This window comes from Brevibacillus centrosporus, from assembly GCF_003710815.1.
Taxonomy (GTDB): Bacteria; Bacillota; Bacilli; order Brevibacillales; family Brevibacillaceae; genus Brevibacillus; species Brevibacillus centrosporus.
On the sequence record NZ_RHHP01000059.1, the window covers coordinates 1 to 19,362 of the forward strand.

At 50.0% G+C, this 19,362-nt stretch carries 21 protein-coding genes; 1 reads left to right on the plus strand and 20 read right to left on the minus strand.

Features of this window, described 5'->3' with window-relative positions; all coding sequences use genetic code 11:
* The coding region (locus tag EDM55_RS30685) for a hypothetical protein (RefSeq protein WP_221175506.1) at positions 1 to 210 on the plus strand (210 nt) is incomplete at its 5' end.
* 140 nt (positions 211 to 350) lie between these two features.
* Here EDM55_RS30685 and lysS read toward each other — a convergent pair.
* The 20 genes from lysS to EDM55_RS29655 form a co-directional block, all read right to left on the minus strand.
* Entirely contained in the window at positions 351 to 1,871 is a 1,521-nt protein-coding gene (gene lysS / locus EDM55_RS29560; RefSeq protein ID WP_122962102.1) for a lysine--tRNA ligase, read from the minus strand.
* Positions 1,872 to 1,973: 102 nt separating this feature from the next.
* Positions 1,974 to 2,450: a transcription elongation factor GreA gene (gene greA / locus EDM55_RS29565; RefSeq protein WP_092277333.1), complete on the minus strand. Its 477-nt coding sequence runs from the start codon at positions 2,448 to 2,450 to the stop codon at positions 1,974 to 1,976.
* A gap of 217 nt (positions 2,451 to 2,667) precedes the next feature.
* Positions 2,668 to 3,696: a tRNA dihydrouridine synthase DusB gene (dusB, locus tag EDM55_RS29570; protein WP_122962103.1), complete on the minus strand. Its 1,029-nt coding sequence runs from the start codon at positions 3,694 to 3,696 to the stop codon at positions 2,668 to 2,670.
* A gap of 85 nt (positions 3,697 to 3,781) precedes the next feature.
* Complete coding sequence (locus EDM55_RS29575; protein WP_092277339.1) at positions 3,782 to 3,991, minus strand: helix-turn-helix domain-containing protein; 210 nt, start codon at positions 3,989 to 3,991, stop codon at positions 3,782 to 3,784.
* Entirely contained in the window at positions 3,943 to 4,473 is a 531-nt protein-coding gene (gene folK, locus EDM55_RS29580) for a 2-amino-4-hydroxy-6-hydroxymethyldihydropteridine diphosphokinase (protein WP_122962104.1), read from the minus strand. Before folK ends, EDM55_RS29575 begins: the two co-directional genes overlap by 49 nt.
* Positions 4,470 to 4,841 (minus strand): dihydroneopterin aldolase, encoded by a 372-nt coding sequence (gene folB / locus EDM55_RS29585; RefSeq protein ID WP_122962105.1) that lies wholly within the window; start codon positions 4,839 to 4,841, stop codon positions 4,470 to 4,472. The genes folK and folB overlap by 4 nt, the downstream gene beginning before the upstream one ends.
* Positions 4,834 to 6,030 carry a dihydropteroate synthase gene (folP, locus tag EDM55_RS29590; protein WP_122962106.1) on the minus strand — a complete coding sequence of 399 codons (1,197 nt, stop codon included), beginning with the start codon at positions 6,028 to 6,030 and terminating at the stop codon, positions 4,834 to 4,836. Before folP ends, folB begins: the two co-directional genes overlap by 8 nt.
* A gap of 52 nt (positions 6,031 to 6,082) precedes the next feature.
* Positions 6,083 to 6,928 carry an aminodeoxychorismate lyase gene (gene pabC, locus EDM55_RS29595; protein WP_122962107.1) on the minus strand — a complete coding sequence of 282 codons (846 nt, stop codon included), beginning with the start codon at positions 6,926 to 6,928 and terminating at the stop codon, positions 6,083 to 6,085.
* Positions 6,929 to 6,972: 44 nt separating this feature from the next.
* Positions 6,973 to 7,695 (minus strand): twin-arginine translocase subunit TatC, encoded by a 723-nt coding sequence (gene tatC, locus EDM55_RS29600; protein WP_122927046.1) that lies wholly within the window; start codon positions 7,693 to 7,695, stop codon positions 6,973 to 6,975.
* A 90-nt stretch (positions 7,696 to 7,785) separates the two neighbouring features.
* Positions 7,786 to 8,028, minus strand: a complete 243-nt coding sequence (locus EDM55_RS29605) for a twin-arginine translocase TatA/TatE family subunit (protein ID WP_122962108.1) — start codon at positions 8,026 to 8,028, stop codon at positions 7,786 to 7,788.
* 20 nt (positions 8,029 to 8,048) lie between these two features.
* Positions 8,049 to 9,692, minus strand: coding sequence for a PhoX family protein (locus EDM55_RS29610; RefSeq protein ID WP_122962109.1), 1,644 nt, complete (start codon positions 9,690 to 9,692; stop codon positions 8,049 to 8,051).
* A 163-nt stretch (positions 9,693 to 9,855) separates the two neighbouring features.
* Entirely contained in the window at positions 9,856 to 10,440 is a 585-nt protein-coding gene (pabA, locus tag EDM55_RS29615) for an aminodeoxychorismate/anthranilate synthase component II (protein ID WP_122962110.1), read from the minus strand.
* A 17-nt stretch (positions 10,441 to 10,457) separates the two neighbouring features.
* Positions 10,458 to 11,948: an anthranilate synthase component I family protein gene (locus tag EDM55_RS29620; RefSeq protein WP_122962121.1), complete on the minus strand. Its 1,491-nt coding sequence runs from the start codon at positions 11,946 to 11,948 to the stop codon at positions 10,458 to 10,460.
* A 131-nt stretch (positions 11,949 to 12,079) separates the two neighbouring features.
* The gene (gene cysK, locus EDM55_RS29625) at positions 12,080 to 13,012 is read right to left on the minus strand and encodes a cysteine synthase A (RefSeq protein WP_122962111.1); all 933 of its coding nucleotides are present in this window, start codon (positions 13,010 to 13,012) and stop codon (positions 12,080 to 12,082) included.
* A gap of 81 nt (positions 13,013 to 13,093) precedes the next feature.
* Positions 13,094 to 13,996: a peptidyl-prolyl cis-trans isomerase gene (locus tag EDM55_RS29630; protein ID WP_122962112.1), complete on the minus strand. Its 903-nt coding sequence runs from the start codon at positions 13,994 to 13,996 to the stop codon at positions 13,094 to 13,096.
* Positions 13,997 to 14,026: 30 nt separating this feature from the next.
* Positions 14,027 to 14,899: an Hsp33 family molecular chaperone HslO gene (gene hslO, locus EDM55_RS29635; RefSeq protein ID WP_092277372.1), complete on the minus strand. Its 873-nt coding sequence runs from the start codon at positions 14,897 to 14,899 to the stop codon at positions 14,027 to 14,029.
* A gap of 165 nt (positions 14,900 to 15,064) precedes the next feature.
* The gene (locus EDM55_RS29640; protein WP_092277375.1) at positions 15,065 to 16,006 is read right to left on the minus strand and encodes a sigma-70 family RNA polymerase sigma factor; all 942 of its coding nucleotides are present in this window, start codon (positions 16,004 to 16,006) and stop codon (positions 15,065 to 15,067) included.
* Between the two features lie 262 nt (positions 16,007 to 16,268).
* Positions 16,269 to 17,228 carry an ABC transporter ATP-binding protein gene (locus EDM55_RS29645; protein ID WP_122962113.1) on the minus strand — a complete coding sequence of 320 codons (960 nt, stop codon included), beginning with the start codon at positions 17,226 to 17,228 and terminating at the stop codon, positions 16,269 to 16,271.
* Between the two features lie 27 nt (positions 17,229 to 17,255).
* The gene (locus EDM55_RS29650) at positions 17,256 to 18,176 is read right to left on the minus strand and encodes a C40 family peptidase (RefSeq protein WP_092277381.1); all 921 of its coding nucleotides are present in this window, start codon (positions 18,174 to 18,176) and stop codon (positions 17,256 to 17,258) included.
* A gap of 1 nt (position 18,177) precedes the next feature.
* Complete coding sequence (locus EDM55_RS29655) at positions 18,178 to 19,272, minus strand: dipeptide epimerase (RefSeq protein WP_122962114.1); 1,095 nt, start codon at positions 19,270 to 19,272, stop codon at positions 18,178 to 18,180.
* Positions 19,273 to 19,362 lie beyond the last annotated feature (90 nt).

Consider the following 19,362-nt stretch of genomic DNA (forward strand, 5'->3'; position numbering starts at 1 on the left):
ACTGAACTAGGATCAAACTCTCCAATAAAGTTTGTATCTGGTTCAAAGCTGGCAAATCATTTAATGATAGACTCATCAACGCTTTCGCTGTTCAGTTTTCAAAGAGCATTCTCACAACAACCTCTATATTTTATCGGGTTGTCCATCGCTTGTCAACAAGTTTTTATAAACATGTTTAATGGCGACTTAGTTAATCTATCACACACTTAGTTAGAAAAGCAAGTATTAATTTTCCCATTCAGTTGCGATCGATTATGTAACGAGAAGAACAGTAATTACTATATCACCTCAAAAAGTATAATGCAACTAAAAAAATCCACCTGTTTTTTCATCAGGTGGATTTTTGCTTCCTAGTCGCGGGAACGCATATGTGGGAACAGCAGCACGTCACGAATCGAAGGAGAATTGGTAAGCAGCATCACTAGGCGGTCAATCCCGATTCCGAGACCACCCGTTGGCGGCATACCGTACTCCAGTGCCTCGATAAAGTCATCATCCATCTCGTGTGCTTCGTCGTTTCCTGCTTCTTTCTCCAGCAGCTGCGCTTCAAAGCGTTCGCGCTGATCGATTGGATCGTTCAGCTCTGTAAACGCATTTGCGTGTTCTCGCGCAACGATGAACAGCTCAAAACGATCCGTGAAGCGTGGATCCTGCTCGTTCTTCTTCGCCAGCGGAGAAATCGCTACTGGGTGACCGTACACAAAAGTCGGCTGGATCAATGTGTCCTCCAGCTTTTGTTCAAAGAACTCATTTACCACGTGACCAAACGTGTGGTGCGGCTCTACTTGTACGCCGTGCTCTTTCGCCAAGGCGCGAGCTTCATCGTCCGTCATCTCTTTCCAGAAATCAACACCCAGCTCATCCTTGATCAGATCAACCATGTGCACACGACGCCACTGTGGTGTCAGATCGATCTCGTTGCCTTGGTATTGAATTTTCATGGTACCCAAAACTTCTTGCGCAATGTGCGCAATCAATTCTTCCGTCAGCTTCATAATGTCTTTGTAGTCTGCATACGCTTCGTACAGCTCGATCATCGTGAACTCTGGGTTGTGACGGGTGGAGATACCTTCGTTGCGATAGACGCGGCCGATTTCGTACACTTTCTCTAGGCCACCTACAATCAGGCGCTTTAAGTGCAGCTCAATCGCGATACGCATATACAACTGCATGTCCAGTGCGTTGTGGTGCGTAATGAACGGACGAGCAGACGCACCCCCAGCGATTGCATGGAGTGTAGGCGTTTCTACTTCAAGGTATCCAAGGTTGTCTAAATAACGGCGCATCGAAGTCAAAATGCGGCTGCGCGTAATAAACGTATCGCGCACCTCTGGATTTACGATCAAATCCACATAACGCTTGCGATAGCGTGTCTCGATATCTTTCAAGCCATGATACTTCTCTGGCAATGGACGCAGAGATTTTGTCAAATACGTCAGCTCTTTTGCTTTTACGCTGAGCTCGCCGGTCTTTGTTTTGAAAACAACACCTTTTACACCGATCAAGTCACCGATGTCACTCAGATCAAACACTTTGTGAAGCTCTTCACCAATGGTATCCTGACGAACGTAAATTTGAATTTGACCGGAACGATCCAGCAATTGAGCGAAGCTTGCCTTCCCCATCGCACGCTTTGCCATCAGACGTCCTGCGATCGTTACGATGTGCTCTTCCGCTTCCAGCTCTTCTTTGGACTTGTCCGCAAATGCTTTTATGATTTCATCTGCATGATGAGTCATCTCGAATTTTTTGCCAAACGGATCGAAGCCCCACTCGCGCAGTTGATCCATTTTGTCATGACGCACTTGAAGCAGCTCGTGCAATTGTTCTTCTTGTTCTTGTTCCTGTTGCAAGTCTTGCTCGTTAGACATTCTACTCACTCCTCTAAAAAATACCTGCATTTACAGATTTGCGCAGGTCGGATAAATAGTGATACGGCGTACCTACGAAAAGGTACGCCATGTGTTTGCAGCTTACAGGTTAATGTCGAGAATTTCGTATTGGATAACACCCGCTGGTACGTTTACGTCAACGACAGCGCCTTTCGCTTTACCCAATAGCGCTTGACCTACCGGAGACTCGTTGGAAATCTTGTTGTTCATCGGATCGGATTCAGCAGACCCTACAATCGTATAGTCTACCACATCACCGAACTCCAGGTCTTTCAGTTTTACGCGGGAGCCGACACTTACTACACCGGTATCGACGTCCTCGTTTGTGATGATACGCGCATTGCGAAGCATTTTTTCCAGGGTCAGGATGCGACCCTCAATGAACGCCTGTTCATTTTTCGCTTCTTCGTACTCAGAGTTCTCGCTAATATCACCAAAGCTGATCGCTTCTTTAATCCGAGCAGCTACTTCCTTCCGTTTAACCGTTTTCAAATCTTCAAGCTCTTGCTCCAGTTTTGATAAACCTTCTGGCGTAAGGATGACTTCTTTTTCAGACATGGTTCAATTCCCCCGTTTAAAAAAATGATTCCATTCGCACTGGGTAAAGTACAAAGGATTATATGTAGTTGTTCTATACAATATACAGCAGATCTTAACGGCAAGTGAGGATTAATAGGTAAAGCTGCCAGGATGAACTGGCAGCTTGGCTCCCAATATTACGGAGTATTATAGGATATGAAGGAACCCTTGTCAATGTTTGGAATGGCGTAGAAAATTAATAGCTAACTGCTTCGTTCTGCGCTGTTTCCAACGGTTCCGTCACATCATCTGCGTAGTTTTCTACCCAATCGACATACTCCATCAAAATACGACGAAGCTCATCTTCTGTCTCTACACCATTGATCAGATTCTTGGTGTGCGTAGAGCCCTTCAATCCCTTCAAATACCAAGCAGCATGCTTTCTCATTTCCAGGACACCGACGCGCGGTCCTTTCAGCGCAATCAATCGTTCTGCATGCAACAGGCAGATATCCATTTTTTCACGTACAGATGGTTCTGCCGCCAGTTCACCTGTGGTCAGGTACTGAATCGTCCGATATAGCATCCACGGATTACCCAATGCTGCACGGCCGATCATTACGCCGTCGCAGCCTGTCGTATCCAGCATGCGTCGTGCATCCTCCGGAGTCGCGACATCGCCGTTCCCAATTACCGGGATCGAGACCGCTTCCTTCACACGACCGATCCAGCTCCAGTCTGCATGTCCTTTGTACATCTGCACACGCGTACGACCGTGGACAGCTATCGCTTTTCCACCTGCGCGCTCGACGGCCTTGGCATTTTCAATTACATACAGATGTTCCTCGTCCCAGCCCAGACGCATTTTGACAGTCACGGGCTTTTCAACAGCATCGACTACAGCGGAAACGACCTCGTAAATCTTGTTTGGATCGAGAAGCAGGCGGGCACCTGCATCACAGCTCGTGATTTTCGGCACCGGACAGCCCATGTTGATATCGATGATGTCGGCATTGGTATGCTTATCGACATGTTTCGCCGCTTCTACCAGCGTTTCCTTGTCTCCGCCAAAAATCTGCAAGCTCAACGGCTTTTCGCGCTCATCGACATAGAGCATTTCAATGGTTTTTTTGTTGCCGTGCACGATCCCTTTATCGCTGACCATCTCGGCACAGACCAACCCGGTCCCAAATTCCTTTGCAATCAAACGAAAAGCAGGGTTACAAACCCCAGCCATCGGTGCAAGTACGACATTATTTTTCAGTTCAATATTTCCGATTTTCATTTATGTTTACCTCCTAAATCCCGTAACGCAAGCGATCTATCGTCGCTGGCGGGTGCTTGGAGAGGTGTGACCTATCCAAAAGTCATCATTTATTTATAGCACATAATTCGTCGTAGTCGACCTGTAAAGTGCTGGCGATCTTTCGCAGGACCGGCTCTGTCGGCACGCGAGTCCCACGCTCCAGCGACCCGACGAACGATAGTGACACTCCCAGCTTTTCCGAAAGGGATTGCTGTGTATACCCTTTTAGCTTTCGGAAGGACCGGATTCGATTTCCAAGTGAACTGTTCCCCACTTACGTACCCCCTTGTGATCCTCTGCCAAACGCGATAGAAAATGATCAATCGTCTGGTTGTACACAGGCAAAGCGCCTCCCTCCCAAACGTCACGAAGAGGGACCAACACAAAAGCTCGCTCTGCCATCGATGGATGTGGAATCTTGAGATGTTCTGTCTCGATGGTACGATCGCCAAACAGCAACAGATCAATATCAATCGTGCGAGGTCCCCAGCGTATGAGTCGGACTCGTCCCAGCTCTCTTTCTATAGTCAGCGCTGTCTTAAGCAGCTGATCAGCAGACAGCTCTGTCTCGACGGCTATCACCATATTGAGGAATGCATCCTGGTCGACATAGCCGACCGGATCGGTTTCGTATATATTGGATACCCGAAGAACGCGGATACCGGGCTTCTCCTGCAGTTTATGTATTGCTTTTTGCAGCGTTTCCTCCCGCTTGCCCATGTTGGACCCGAGCGCTAGGTAAGCACATACCGTCATGAACCAAAGTCCTCTCTGCGGCGAACCATCTCGATCGCGACGGACTCATAATGTCCATTGATCGGCGGATTCGGCTTCGTCACTTTTACTTTGACCTCCGCAAATGGAAACTCGCAAAGTAGCTTCTCTGCGATCCGCGCCGTCAGCCTTTCCACCAGATTGTAGCGCTCGCCCTCAACGATCTGCTGCACACAGGTAAAAATCTCTGCGTAGTTCACAGTGTCGTTTAGATCATCGCTAGCCCCTGCACGAGACAGATCCAAGGACAGATCGAGATCGACGTAAAACCGCTGTCCCAGCTCCGCCTCTGCTCCAAACACCCCATGGTAGCCGTAAAACGACATACCCTTGAAGTAGATTTTATCCAACAGTAATGCCTCCTCGAAGCATCGCATCCATCATTTTGGCAACGCGCTTCATTTCTTTTACATCATGGACCCGAACCATATGGCAGCCTTTGGTCACTCCGAGAGCAACCGTCGCTGCTGTCCCCTCTACCCGCTCATCCACAGGGAGATCCAGGACATTGCCAATCATTCTTTTTCGCGATGTCGCAAGCAAGACTGGATATCCCAATGCGACCAAATCATCCAGCCTGCGCATGGTCTCCAGGTTTTGTTCCTGTGATTTCGCGAATCCGATGCCCGGATCAAGGACAATCTGATCAGGTTTCACACCTGCCGCGAGTGCAATCTTTACCGACTCCCGCAAATCGCGAATGTAATCCGCAAAGAAATCGCCGTAATTCGTATCTTCCCGGTTGTGCATCAATATGATCGGAACCTGATGGCGTGCAGCTACTTCTGCCATTCGCTTGTCCCGTCTAGCTCCCCAGATATCGTTCACAATATGAGCTCCAGTCTGAACCGCTCGCTCAGCCACTTCTGGCTTGTACGTGTCAATCGACAGCGGAACGGACAATTCCTGCGACAAAATACGAATGACTGGCAGCACCCGATCCAGCTCCTCCGCCTCACCCACGGGTACAGAGCCAGGCCGCGTGGATTCTCCGCCAATATCGATGATGTCCGCCCCTGCCTCAACCATGGCACGAGCCTGCGCCAAAGCCTGATCCAGATCGACAAACTTCCCTCCGTCCGAGAATGAATCCGGGGTCACATTCAGAATCCCCATGATCAAGGTACGTTGACCGAGCGGAAGCACTCGGCCCCTGCATACCAATTCTCGTTGCTCGCGTAGCCGCTTCGGACCAGCCAAAACCTCCCGTAGCTCTGCAGAAGCCGTACGCAAGCCGTCGCTTCTTTTTGCCGCAAGCTCAATCAACGCCTCCAGCTGGGAACGTGTGGACATGAGAAAAGCCGTGAAACGATCGGTTTTCCCAGGCTGATCTGATAGAAGGGCTTCCCCTCCAACCGTCAGCATGTCCGCCCGCAGCTGGCTCGCTTCTTCCTCACTCAAGTTTTCCAAGTGCATGCGCAAGCCTCCATCAGCTTCCGCCAAACGCGCTCTCTCCACGGGACCTATCCCCCGCTTGGACAGCTCGGTTTCCAGCTCCTCGCGAGACGCTGCATGGATCAAAAATGGATTGTACTTCATGAGCGTGACTCCCTTTTCCGACGTAACATGTTGATTAGTAGCATACCATAATTTACTCGTTGATCGCTACAGACTCGCGATACGCAAGGTGCAGTTGTAGTGTGTGAACCCCATAGGTCGAAATGACTACATGATCGTCAATTTCCTGCACCGGGACAATCTCCTGAACGGAGTTGGTCACAAACACTTCCTCTGCTTCCCGAAGCACTTCTGGTCGATATTTGCCTTCTTCTACCGACATGCCCATTCGTTTCGCCAGTAAAAGAACATGTTGACGTGTCACTCCATCCAATATTCCCGTTTCCAGTGATGGGGTAAACAAGCAACCATCTTTCATCCAGAAAAGATTGCTGACGATGCCCTCCGCCAGATAGCCGTCGTGCGTTAAAAACAAGCCCTCTACATCCATGCGCGCCCCTACCTCTTGCTTCGCCAGCGCGTTGTTGAGGTAGTTGTGGGACTTGAAGCGCTGGTGACCTTCTGCTGTTTGGCGAGCCAACGACAGCGTCTGTAAACGTTTCGGCAAGGGCGGATCCGCGAGAGGGGCTACCGGCTTGGCAAAAATAAATAGCGAAGGCCGTGAATACCCGTCCGCTACGAGCCCTACCCCTTCCGGCCCCGCCGTTACGCTAAGCCGAACATAAGCATCCCGCAATCCATTCGCATCAACCGTCTGCATCACGGCCTCCGCCAGCTCCTCCGACGTCCACACTGGCGCGATGCGCAATGCCAAAAGCCCGGAACAGAGCCGGGCATAGTGAGCTTCCCATAAAAACAGGCGACGATCGTAAACACGCAGTGTCTCAAACAACCCTATTCCGTATAAAAAGCCATGGTCCAACACTGAAACAGAAGCTTGTTCAGCCGGTAAGACCGTTCCATTTACATAAACGCGCATGCACACTCTCTCCCGCTAACATGATCGAGAGCATCATACCATACTTACGCAGATAGCGCAGTTTCCCGAGTGCGTTTACGGTGTATCACGCGAGAAATCGATATCGATATTTCGTACAACACAATCAACGGCACGATCACCATGATGTCCGAGAGAAAATCTGGCGGCGTAATCGTAATGGAAATCACTGACAGCACCAGATAAGCGGGCTTTCTCATTTTTGCCAGGCGATGGGGATTCAAAATTCCCAGATGGCTCAGAAAAAGCACGACAACAGGCAGCTCAAACAAAAGCCCGAACGGCAGACAAAGGTTAAGCATGAACGTGAAATAATCGTTCGCCGTGATCACCAGATCGAAATTGCCGTTAGACAGTCCCAAGACGAAGTGATACATCATGGGAAACAGGATCAAATAGGCAAAGGATAGACCGAGCAAAAAGAGCAGAAACAGTGCCGGGATGTACATCAACGCGATTTTGCGCTCCCTTTCTTGCAGGGCCGGAACGACAAACTTCCATGCCTGGTAAGCGGCGATCGGAATGGTAAAGGCAATCCCTCCAACAGCAGACAGCTTCACATAGATCGACAAAATATCGCCTGGCCCAAGAATGGCCAATTTTTCCCCTGAACGACTCGCTAGCAGCTGATAAATGTGATCGACAAATAAAAAGCAGATCAGCACACTCAGCACAAGCGCAACTGCCACAATCAATAACCGGCGACGCAAATCAGTCAAATGCTCCAAAAACGGCATTTCTTGACCCATGCAAAGTCCTCCCCTGGCCAATAGAATAGGTGTGTGTAAAAGGAAAAAGGCAATGCGCTCTCTCACGCACCACCTTTTCCTCGAGCTGGATTAGTTGACTCGCTTCAACGTATCTTCCGGAAGTGCCGATGCGGAAAGCTCGACTGTCGAACCCTTCACAGCCTTTTCTTTGCTCTCATCGTCATCTTTCGTCAAATCTTTTGTAGCTGATTTGAATTCAGTCAACGTCCGACCAAATGCGCGCCCGATTTCCGGCAGCTTGCTAGGTCCAAAAATCACGAGAGCAATGATTAAAATCAAGATCAGCCCAGGAATTCCGATAGACGATAACATAGGTGGCTACACTCCTTTTCCTAGAAACCGGTGATTGCGATCACGCTCGGCAACGCAACGGAGCTTCCGCCTTTTGGCCAGTGGCTGGTTGGTTGGTCATAGCCTTTCAGGTTTTCACCTGGATGCTGCACGGAGAGGAACAGTGTTTTCTCGTCCGGTGTAAACCAAGGACCTGTCATTTCTGCACCAACCGGAGCAGAAGCAAATTGCGCTGCCATTCCTTTACTATTTCCTGTCGTTGGAATAAAGAATACGCCATTGTTGCCAAAACTTTTGTAAATGCCGCTATTCATAGAGGAAGAAGAAATATCGGTTACGACCCACAGGTTGCCCGCACTGTCAAACGCCATGTTGTCCGGCGCTGCAAAGCCGCTTTGTGGACCGCCCGCTGCGAAGATTTCAAACGTGAACTCTCCACCCGCATGATTGTTGTCTTTTTCAAACAGTCGAACGATTTGGCCATAGAAGTTGCCATGCTTGTCGTTGTTTGTCAGCGCGATGAAGACGGAACCGTCGATCGGATGCACCTCAAGGTCTTCCGGGCGATCCATTGGTGTAGCTGCAACGGCTTTGGAGGCTTCACGGCAGTTGACCAGCACATCTGCCTGGGAAGTGAACAAAGGCTCGCCATCGCTGTTTGTCGCTTTTTGCAATGCTTCATTTGTGGCATAGTCCAACGCGATCCATTTTCCTTTTCCAAAGTTCGCTACGTACAGCGTACCTTCTTCCAGCAGCTTGCTATTGGATTTGCCCGCTTTCGGATCGAATTTTCCTTTGGATACGTATTTGTACACGTATTGGTCTTTGGCGTCGTCGCCCATGTAAACAACCAATTGTCCAGTTGGAGCCAGTACCATTGCTGTATTCTCATGAGAGAAGCGGCCCAGTGCGGTATGCTTCTTTGGCGTAGATTTCGGATCGAACGGATCGACCTCAATCACCCAGCCGTAGTGTGTTTCGTCTGGAAGCTTGCAATCGCCGACCACATCGATGAAGTTTTCCTCACAGGACAGTACAGTGTGCCAAAGCGTTACCCCACCGGAGCAGTTCGCAAAGGTCCCTGTTACTTCTTTGGCAATGGATGCAGCTGGACCCGTCAAAGCATGCTTGGTCAGCCCGCTGACGCGACGGCCGTATTTGGAGTCGGAGATGAGCTTCCATTTTCCGTTTTCTTTCTTGATTTCAATGACGGAACCGCCCAGTGCATACAAATATTTTTTGATTTGATCCGAAGTACGCGTGTTGTTCTCTGGATCTGCGTTCAAGAAGTCATAGCCCGTCACGTAATGCTCCAGCTCTCCCAGGTACTCGTGGTTCACCCACAGAAGTCCGTGGTCTGCCTTGCCATCAATCGGCAGGAAACAGGTGAAGTCATTGTTGAAGCCAAAGGTATCGCCAGCAGCGTTGATTTTATCTCCATAAGAAGCGACTACGTCATATTTGAAGCCTTCTGGCAAAACGACATCGTCTTGGGTCGTTGGGTGGATTGCTTTGAATTTCGGATTGAAATGATGTTTTTGATTCTCGAGGCCAAACAAGTGATCTGCCGTTTTGCCCGAGAGATTGCCACCTGCTGCAAGTGCAGGAATCCCCGTTGCCATCGAAGCCAAAGCCGCTGTACCTGCTCCAAGATAAGTCAAAAATTGTCGACGATTTACATCCATGTCAATCGCTCCTTTTCGTCATCTTTTTCACATTGTACAGGCCTAGTGTCGATATACCGTTAACGCCGTATAAAGAGGATGTTAAGAATTGCCAGGGTTCTGTTAACAAAAAAAAACCGCCCTGCTAGGCAAGGCGGTTGTTCTATTTACTCGATCTATGATTTTACCCAATCGTATGGCGCGCATAGGCGGTCAGAAAGTTTTTCAGAAGCTGCTTTCCATGCTGGGTGATGATCGACTCTGGATGGAACTGTACCCCTTCGATCGGGTACTCCCGGTGGCGAATCGCCATGATCTCGCCCTCAGCCGTACGTGCCGTTACTTCCAGCTCTTCTGGGATCGAGGACTCCTCCACGATCAAAGAGTGATAGCGCGCAGCTGTAAACGGCGACGGGATGTCCTGAAAAATCGTTTTCCCATCATGAAATACTTCGGAGGTCTTCCCGTGCATCAAACACTCTGCACGAATGACTTTTCCTCCGAAAACCTGACCAATGGACTGGTGACCGAGGCAGACCCCCATGATTGGAATCTTCCCGGCGAAATGAAGAATGGCATCCATGCTAATGCCCGCTTCATTCGGCGTGCACGGTCCAGGTGAGATCATCAGATAGTCCGGGGACAATCGTTCGATCTCCGTAAGCGTAATCTTGTCATTTCGATACACCTGCAGCTCTTCGCCCAGTTCCCCCACGTACTGCACCAAATTGTAGGTAAAAGAATCATAGTTATCAATCATCAAAATCATCTAACACTCATCTCCTCTCAACTCATCGTTCTCTGCTCGGCAAGCTCTAACGCTTTCCACAACGCTTCTGCCTTTTTCAAGGACTCCGCATACTCTGACTCTGGCACGGAATCGATCACGATCCCCGCTCCCGCCTGCACGTGAGCCATGCCGTCTTTTACCACCATCGTACGGATGGCGATATTGACCTCGACTTCTCCATTGAATCCGAACCAACCGATAGAGCCTGTGTACACGCCACGCTTGACTGGCTCCAGCTCCTCGATGATCTCCATCGTGCGGACCTTGGGTGCTCCTGTGATCGTACCTCCCGGAAAAGCAGCGGCAACGGCATCAAAGGCATCCTTGTCTGCGGCCAGCTCTCCTTTGACATGGGAGACGATATGCATGACGTGGGAGTACTTCTCCACGACCATGAACTCGCTCACTTCCACACTGCCAAAGCGGCACACGCGCCCCAAATCGTTCCGTTCCAAATCGACCAGCATGACGTGCTCGGCGCGCTCCTTTTCGTTGTCGATCAGCTCGCGAGCCAATGCTTCATCCTGCTCATCGGTTTGTCCCCGTGGACGCGTCCCTGCGATCGGACGGGTACTTACCTCGCCACCCTTTACCTTTACCAAGAGCTCAGGTGACGCGCTAACCAGCTGAAACTCAGGAAAGCTCAGATAGCCCATGTACGGCGACGGATTCAGCTTGCGCAGGACGCTGTAGACTTCCGTTGCTGTCACGTTCATTGGCTTGCTCTGGCGAACGGACAGGTTGACCTGAAACACGTCTCCCTGGGCAATATACTCCTGAACCCGGCGAACGGCATCCTCGAATTGGTCTTTGGCGAAGGAAACAGATGCTGGCGTTTGTTGCGTAAGCGGTTTCTTCCGCAGCGCATCCCAGTCGATATCATCCGAAGTCATGACCAAATGATCCAGCGCCTTCGCTCGATTTTCCAGCGAATCTGCTGTCTTTTGATACAACTCTTCACTCAATTGCTCCGACTTCACATGGGTCAAAAAAGTCATTTCACGGGTCGTATGATCAAAGACGAGAAGGTCTTGCATTATCATAACATACAGGTCCGGCAACTGTAAGTCGTCTGTCGCGATCTGAGGCAGGCTTGGCTCAAAAAAGTGATTCATGTCGTAGCTCATATAGCCTACAGCACCGCCGGAAAAGTCTGGCATGTCTGGAAGCACAGGTGTACGGTACTGCTCCAAAAGAGAGCGCAAGGCATCGAAGGGCGCCCCGTTTACACTGTCGACGCGTCCATCTCGGTAAGAAATGATCGACTCTCCCCGCTTGCTGCGAAGAGCAGCGACTGGCTGATAACCCAAAAAGGTGAACCGCCCGACTCTTCCACTTTCCAGCAGCACGCTATCCTGCAGGGACGGATGAAGGCTTGTCAGCACTTGCCACGGGTCGAGATGAGTCGGCCATTTTTTGCGAAGGGCAATAGGCACGTATGGGTAAGCATTTGCATGTGTCTGGCAGTCAGTAAACGTAGGGAACAGCAATCCTTTCACGCTCCGGTCTTTTCGTGATATATATCATCCGTTCATTATAAGGGGGTCTGATACAAAAAGAAAAGACCACGACGGCCAAAACTGACCCTGCGTGGTCCTGGAAGCTGCTACCGTTGCCCTTAGTCTTCGAAAGAGTACAAAGGAGTCGACAGGTAGCGTTCACCGTTTGAAGGAATAATTACGATGACTTTTTTGCCTTTACCCAGCTCAGCAGCTACTTTGATCGCTGCAAAAATCGCTGCTCCAGAAGAAATTCCACCCAGGATTCCTTCCTCGCGAGCTACACGGCGGGAGGTTTCAAAAGCATCATCGTTTTCGACTTTAATGATCTCATCATAGATTTGCGTATCCAAAATTTCCGGAACAAAGCCCGCTCCGATCCCTTGGATTTTGTGAGGGCCTGGTTTGCCACCGGAGAGAACCGGAGAAGCTGCTGGCTCAACCGCTACAATTTTCACGTCCGGGTAGCTTTCGCGTAGCACTTGCCCTACACCTGTAATGGTTCCGCCTGTACCGACACCGGAAATGAACGCATCTACGCCACCGATTTCTTTCGCTTGCTCCAGCAGCTCGACAGCTGTCGTTTCACGGTGGATAGCTGGGTTAGCAGCGTTTTTAAATTGCTGCGGGATGAAGTACGAGGGATTTTCCTTTGCGAGCTCTTCTGCTTTGCGAATGGCCCCGCCCATACCTTCGCTGCCAGGTGTCAGAACCAGCTCAGCACCGTATGCACGCAACAGGTTGCGACGCTCGATACTCATCGTCTCTGGCATGACCAGAATCGCGCGGTAGCCTTTTGCGGCAGCAACCATCGCCAAACCGATCCCTGTATTTCCGCTCGTTGGTTCGATGATGGTATCGCCCGGTTTCAGAGTGCCATCTGCTTCAGCTGCTTCGATCATCGCCAATGCAATCCGGTCTTTTACGCTGCTGCCTGGGTTGAAAAATTCCAACTTCAAATAAATGTCTGCAATATCTTCGCTGACAACTCGATTGAGTTTTACCAATGGTGTAAATCCAATCAAATCTGTAATGGAATTCGCCACGCGCATAAGTCCTGCCCCCTTATTTATTATAGCCGAGTAAATAACTTGGATTTGTTGGTTAAATTATATCAACCACTGCCCAATTGGTCAATGCTGCATTTGCTCAGAAATTTCAACGCCTACCGACTGTCGCAGCCGATCCAAAACCTCATCCAGCGATTCTACCTGTGCGAAAGCCAGCTCTTTGCGTATCGCCTCTTTGACTTGTTCGAAGGATTGCTGCTCGGCTTTTCTGCGATCCGCCATTTGATAGATCACATAGTTCTCTTTGACCTTCATCGGTGCACTGATTTTCTTGGTTTCCAAATCCGCTACTACATCCTGTGCCTCATCCGGCAATCGGGAATCGCCAAGGGACAGCCAGCCCATATCGCCACCGTTGCCCGACGTCAAGGAATCGATGGAGCGTTCTTTGGCAAGCGCTTGAAAATTGGCGCCCTGCTTTAACTCCGCAGCGACTTGTTCGGCTTCCTGCTGCGTTGCAACGACGATCTGCCACAGCCGCATCTGCATAGGTCTGGCGTAACGCTCTGGGTGGTTGTTGTAGAAGGTAAGTAGCTCTTCGTCACTGATGACAATATCCTTGGTAGCCAAAGCCTGCAAGAGGAGCTGGTACGTAATTTCACGCCGAAGTGCCTCTACTGTCGTACCCGCCTGTTTGATCAATGCCTGCTCGAATTCGCTATCGCTCGAGCTCTCATAGCTTTCGCGAATCTGTGCCATCTCTTGATCCAGCTCGGCCTGATCCACTGTTACTCCCTGCTGCTTGGCTGCCTGAAACACCACTTCGCGATTGACCATGTCTTGCAGGACCTGATCCCCGAATTTTTGCTTGAGCGCTGAGATGTAGTCTGCCTCGCTAATGGTAGATCCGCCCACCACCGCTGCCGGCTGCAGCTTGGTAGACGTCTGGTACCACGACCAGGTGACGACCAAGAGCAGCACGACAAGCGCTCCGATGAATGCCCACAACCCTTTTGTGTTGGTCATTCCATCCTCTCCCCAATTCGTTCGCCGCGCTTACATGTCTTTCATGAGGTCCTCCAACGCGGACTTGTCAAAATGGTATCGCTCGTTGCAAAAATGGCAGTGTACTTCTGCCTCTCCTTGTTCCTCGATCATGCTTTCGATTTCCACGCGGCCCAAGCTGATCAGGGCCTGGCTCACTTTATCAGCCGAGCATTTACAGTGGAAATTAATTTCCGTACGGCTGAGGAACTTCGGTTCTTCCAGCACTTTTTCCAAAATCTCTTCTGGGGATAAGCCTTCGCCGATCATGCGCGACACTTGTGGGAGACCACTCAGCCGCTCTTCCATCTTGGCGACAACTTCCTCAGGCGTATTTGGCAAGAGCTGAAGGATAAAACCTCCCGCTGCCAGCACAGAGCGGTCTTCCGGGTTCACCAATACGCCTACTGCTACTGCGGATGGCGTCTGCTCCGAGGTCACGAAATAGTACGTAAAGTCCTCTCCGATCTCACCGGAAACAATCGGGGAGCTGCCCTGGTACGGCTCTTTCAGCCCCAAATCCTTTATCACGTAAACAAAACCGTCCGTTCCTACTGCCCGCCTTACGTCGAGCTTGCCTTTTTCATTGAGGTCGAAATGAACGTGCGGATTGGTTACGTAGGCTACACCTTCCCCATCCGCATTGGCTTCCGCGATGATCTGACCAATCGGACCTCCCCCTTTTACTTTGACATACAGGGTCTCGTCTCCTTTTAACATCGCGCCCATCATCAAAGTAACGGTGAGTGTACGACCCGCTGCTGCTGTCGCCGTATTCCACATGTCGTGACGGCTGCGAATTTCTTCTACAATCGTAGTCGTACGTGCTGCAAAGGCACGAACATGTCCGTTATATCCAGTTGCTCTTATTAAATAATCGCTCATAATGGCGATCCTCCTTTTCACAATGAACAAAATCTAAAAGACCGTATCTATACAGTTTACCACAAGAAAGAAAGACTACGCCCGCCCCCTGCGCTCGCCCGACACTTTACTGCCAAACAAGAAAAACCCCCTCCGAACTCGAGGGGGTTTTTCCAATCTATTTGCTTACAAATAATCTTTCAGAACACGGGATGCCTTTTGCGTGCGCAACCGATCGATCGTTGTCGCTTCGATCTGGCGTATGCGCTCACGGGTCAAACCGAACATTTTGCCAACTTCCTCTAGGGTGTAAACCTGATCATCGTACAGACCGTACCGCATGGAAATGATCTCTTGGGCGCGAGGACTGAGTCTTTCGAGAGCAGCGCGCATCTGGGAGCGCAGATCTACTTTTTCAATCCAGTCATCGAGGGACGATTCTTTATCATCCATGACTTCCGCATAGCTCAATAATTCGTCTTCCTGTCCTGCTAGCCACTTTTCGTTTTGCAGCTCAGCATCGAGAGACTCCATTTTCATCATCAAAGCCAGCTCAATCGCGTCCACCTTTTCCAGTGGCAGGTCCAGCAAGCCCGCGATTTCTTGGCGGTCAGGCGTGCGGTTCAACGCATGTACCAGGTGAAGCACCTGCTTTTGATACTGCCGTATTTGCTCATGCATGTGAACAGGGATACGGATCAATGTCCCCTTGTCATTAATGGCACGAGTGATGGCCTGCGAAATCCACCAATGCGAGTAATGGTAGAGACGCACACCACGCCCTACATCAAACTTGTCAATGGCGGTAAACAAACCAATCGTACCCTCCTGGATCAGATCCAGAAATGGCATGCCGCGTTTTAAATGACGCAAAGCTGTATTTACGACGTAGCGCAAGTACGCTCGGACCAGGGTTTCCCTGGCTTCGAGATCGCCATGTTGTTGATAGCGAACCAAGCATTCCAACTCTTCTTCTTTGTCCAACATGGGTGTTGCAGCGACACTTTCCAAAAACAACAGGGCGGACGTGTCTGATCGTAGGGATCGGGGCACGGTAATTCCCAGCTGTGTCTCTACTTCCCGCCAACGACGTGGCGTTGACTGGAACGAGGATGTACTCAGAGCCATATGCAACCCTCACTTCTCTGGAATGGAAAATCGACGAAGTTAGGCCTAGTTGTTACCAGATGTTTATAGTATCGGTATTTCGACAAAAGTCGTCCAATTCCTGCGTGTTTACAGAATATTAACAGCACTTTACACAAATACCTGATGGTAGCGCTTCCACAAAAAGGAGGACATTCCCTTGCGTTCTCTAACAAAAAACCACCCCCGCAGTCAGGGATGGTTTTTTGTAAATTGTGTCGAATGATGGAGAAAAGTCAGTCGATTATTGGTACAAGTGACAGGCTACATAATGGCCGTGGTCTACCTCTTGCCAGGTCGGTTTATGTTGCGCGCAAACTTCTTTGGCAACCGGGCAACGCGTCCGGAATACACACCCGCTCGGTGGATTGATCGGACTTGGTACGTCGCCCTCGATAATGGTACGTTCGCGACTTTTTTCCAAGTCAGGATCAGGGACGGGAATGGCCGATAACAATGCTTGGGTATAGGGATGCTTCGGTGATTCATACAGCTTTTCGCTCTCTGTCATTTCCACCAGATTCCCCAGGTACATCACGCCGATCCGATCGCTAATGTGCTTTACCATCGCGAGATCGTGCGCAATAAACAGGTACGTGAGGTTTTGCTCCCGCTGCAGGTTCTTCATCAAATTGACGACCTGTGCTTGCACGGACACATCGAGTGCCGATATCGGTTCATCTGCAATGACAAACCGCGGATTTACAGCAAGCGCACGAGCAATCCCAATCCGTTGACGCTGACCGCCGCTGAACTCATGCGGGAAACGATTGGCGTGCTCTTTTTGCAGACCGACCATCTCTAAGAGCTCGATGACCCGTTTTGCACGTTCTTTTCCTTTGTACAGCCCATTTAGCTGCAGACCTTCTCCAATAATCTCCGAGATGTTCATCCGCGGATTTAAGGAGGCGTAGGGATCCTGGAAAATCATCTGCATATCACGTGTAAGCTTGCTGCGTGCACTGGAGGATGCTTTATGCACGTTTTGGCCGTCAAAGATTACTTCTCCTGACGTCGGGTTGTACAGGCTGATAATCGTGCGACCTGTCGTAGACTTACCGCAGCCCGACTCGCCTACAAGACCAAAGGTTTCACCCTCGTAAATATCAAAGGACACACCATCAGCTGCCTTGAGAGACGCCCCTTTACCCACTTCGAAGGTTTTCGTTAGGTTTTTTACCTGGACCAGCTTCTTTTTTTGCATCTGGCCACTCCTCCCCCTGTCATCCGTTTACCAGTATCTTCTCGACACGCAGTGCTCTTTTATCAACCGGTAAGTGTCATCGAGCTTGACGATCTCGATCGCACCCCGTGTGTCAGGAGAATGAATCATTTCCTGATTGCCCATGTAAATCCCGACGTGATGGACTCTGCCTTTCCCTTCCTCGAAAGCAAAGAAGAGCAAATCACCAGGAAGCAGGTCTTCTTTTTCCACCAGTTTGCCCTGTGTAGCTTGGTCAGAGGCATCGCGAGGAATCTGAATCCCGATAGAGCGGTGCATGTTGTAGGCAAAGCCGGAGCAGTCATATCCGTACGAAGACATGCCGCCCCATAGGTATGGCAGGCCCAGGAAACGTTTGCCGTTTTCCACAATCGCTTCTCCTCGGTTGCCCGCTACCTCGATATTTTCGTTAGCCCGAACAATTTTTACGTCCTCGGCACGCAGAAAGCCTTCTCCAGTAGGTGTCGCCACGATGACGCCGTCTTCTGTCTCGGACAAAAGCGGCAATCTGGTCAAATAGGCAAGCTCCACATCTTCCTGTCTGTCTTTCGTGTACAGTTGAGCCATGGAGGAAGTCACCAGTGCCAGCTTTTGGCCATCCTTCCCCTCAAACGCTTCAGACCACGGCGCCAATTGGTTTGTGGGAATCCACCCAGGGTAACCAATCGTGCTTTTTTTGGAAAACTGGTCGGGAATGAGGACCTTGGACCAATCCCCTAGTTCTTCTTCTACTTCCACACGTGTACCGTAAAGAGCCTGGGTTTGAATCATGTTATCGTCGTAAAAGCCCAGTTTGTCTTCGATGGTAAGAGAGGTAAGCCAGCCACGAGGATCTACGGGTGCAGCGAGCGCCGCACGATCGATGTCTCGTGGAGATTCTGGCTTGGTCCAAACAGTCGCTACCGAAACAGCTACAAGGGCGGACTTCATCTTACTTCTCCCCTTCCCACAATTTGACCGCTTGAATTCCCAGTCCAGGTGCCTCTGGCATGATCATGCGTCTTCCTTCGTATTCAACCCCACCGACGATTGCGTCATGAAGGAGCATCAGTGGAGCATCAAAGTCATAGCGTGTAATGTTTTTCTTACTAGCAGCAAAGTGCGCGGCTGCCGATACGGACAGACGAGATTCGATCATGCTGCCAACCATGCATGGAATACCGTGTTCTTCTGCCATTTGGTTGATCAACTGTGCTTTGAAAATGCCGCCTGCTTTCATCAGCTTGATATTGATCAGATCTGCTGCATGGCTGCGCAGAACCTGCAATGCTTGTGCAGGAGAGAACACGCTTTCGTCAGCCATAATAGGCGTGTCTACCGAGTCGGTCACTACTTTCAGGCCTTCCAGATCATGAGCTTTTACTGGCTGTTCGATCAATTCGATATCCAGGCCCATGTCTTCCATTTTGCGGATTGAACGTACAGCCTCTTTTACATTCCATCCCTGGTTGGCATCAAGACGAATCTTCACTTCTTTGCCTACAGATTTACGAATTTCCTGGATGCGCAAGATGTCTTCCTCGATGTCGTCCTTTCCTACCTTGATTTTCAGGACATTAAAGCCATCCTTCAAATAAGCGGCCGCATCTTCGCCCATTTCCTTTGGCGAGTTTACACTTACGGTGTAGTCCGTCTCCAATTCATTGCGGTACCCACCGAGGAACTGGTACAGTGGCATACCGGCACGCTGCGAAATCAAATCGTACAAAGCAATATCGACTGCTGCTTTTGCACTGCTGTTTCCCACCATGGATTGGTGAAGCGTATGGAAGACTTGCTCGTAGGAGAGCAGATTCAGTCCGATCAGCTGCGGCCTCATGGTGTTCAAGATCGCCGATTCGATGCTCTCAATGCTGTCGCCGGTAATCACCACTGTCGCGGAAGCCTCTCCCCATCCTACCATGCCATTGTCGCAAGTAATTTTGACGAGAACGGACTCCAGGCTCTCAACCGTACGCAATGCTGTTTTAAATGGCTTTTTCAACGGAACAGAAATTCTTTTTACTTCGATGGCTTGAATGATCATGTTTTCCTCCATCTTCTCTTGTGCTATGACTTGTTGTTTTCTTATGTTTGTTTGATTAAATCATAAATTATTATAGCACCATTAAAACAA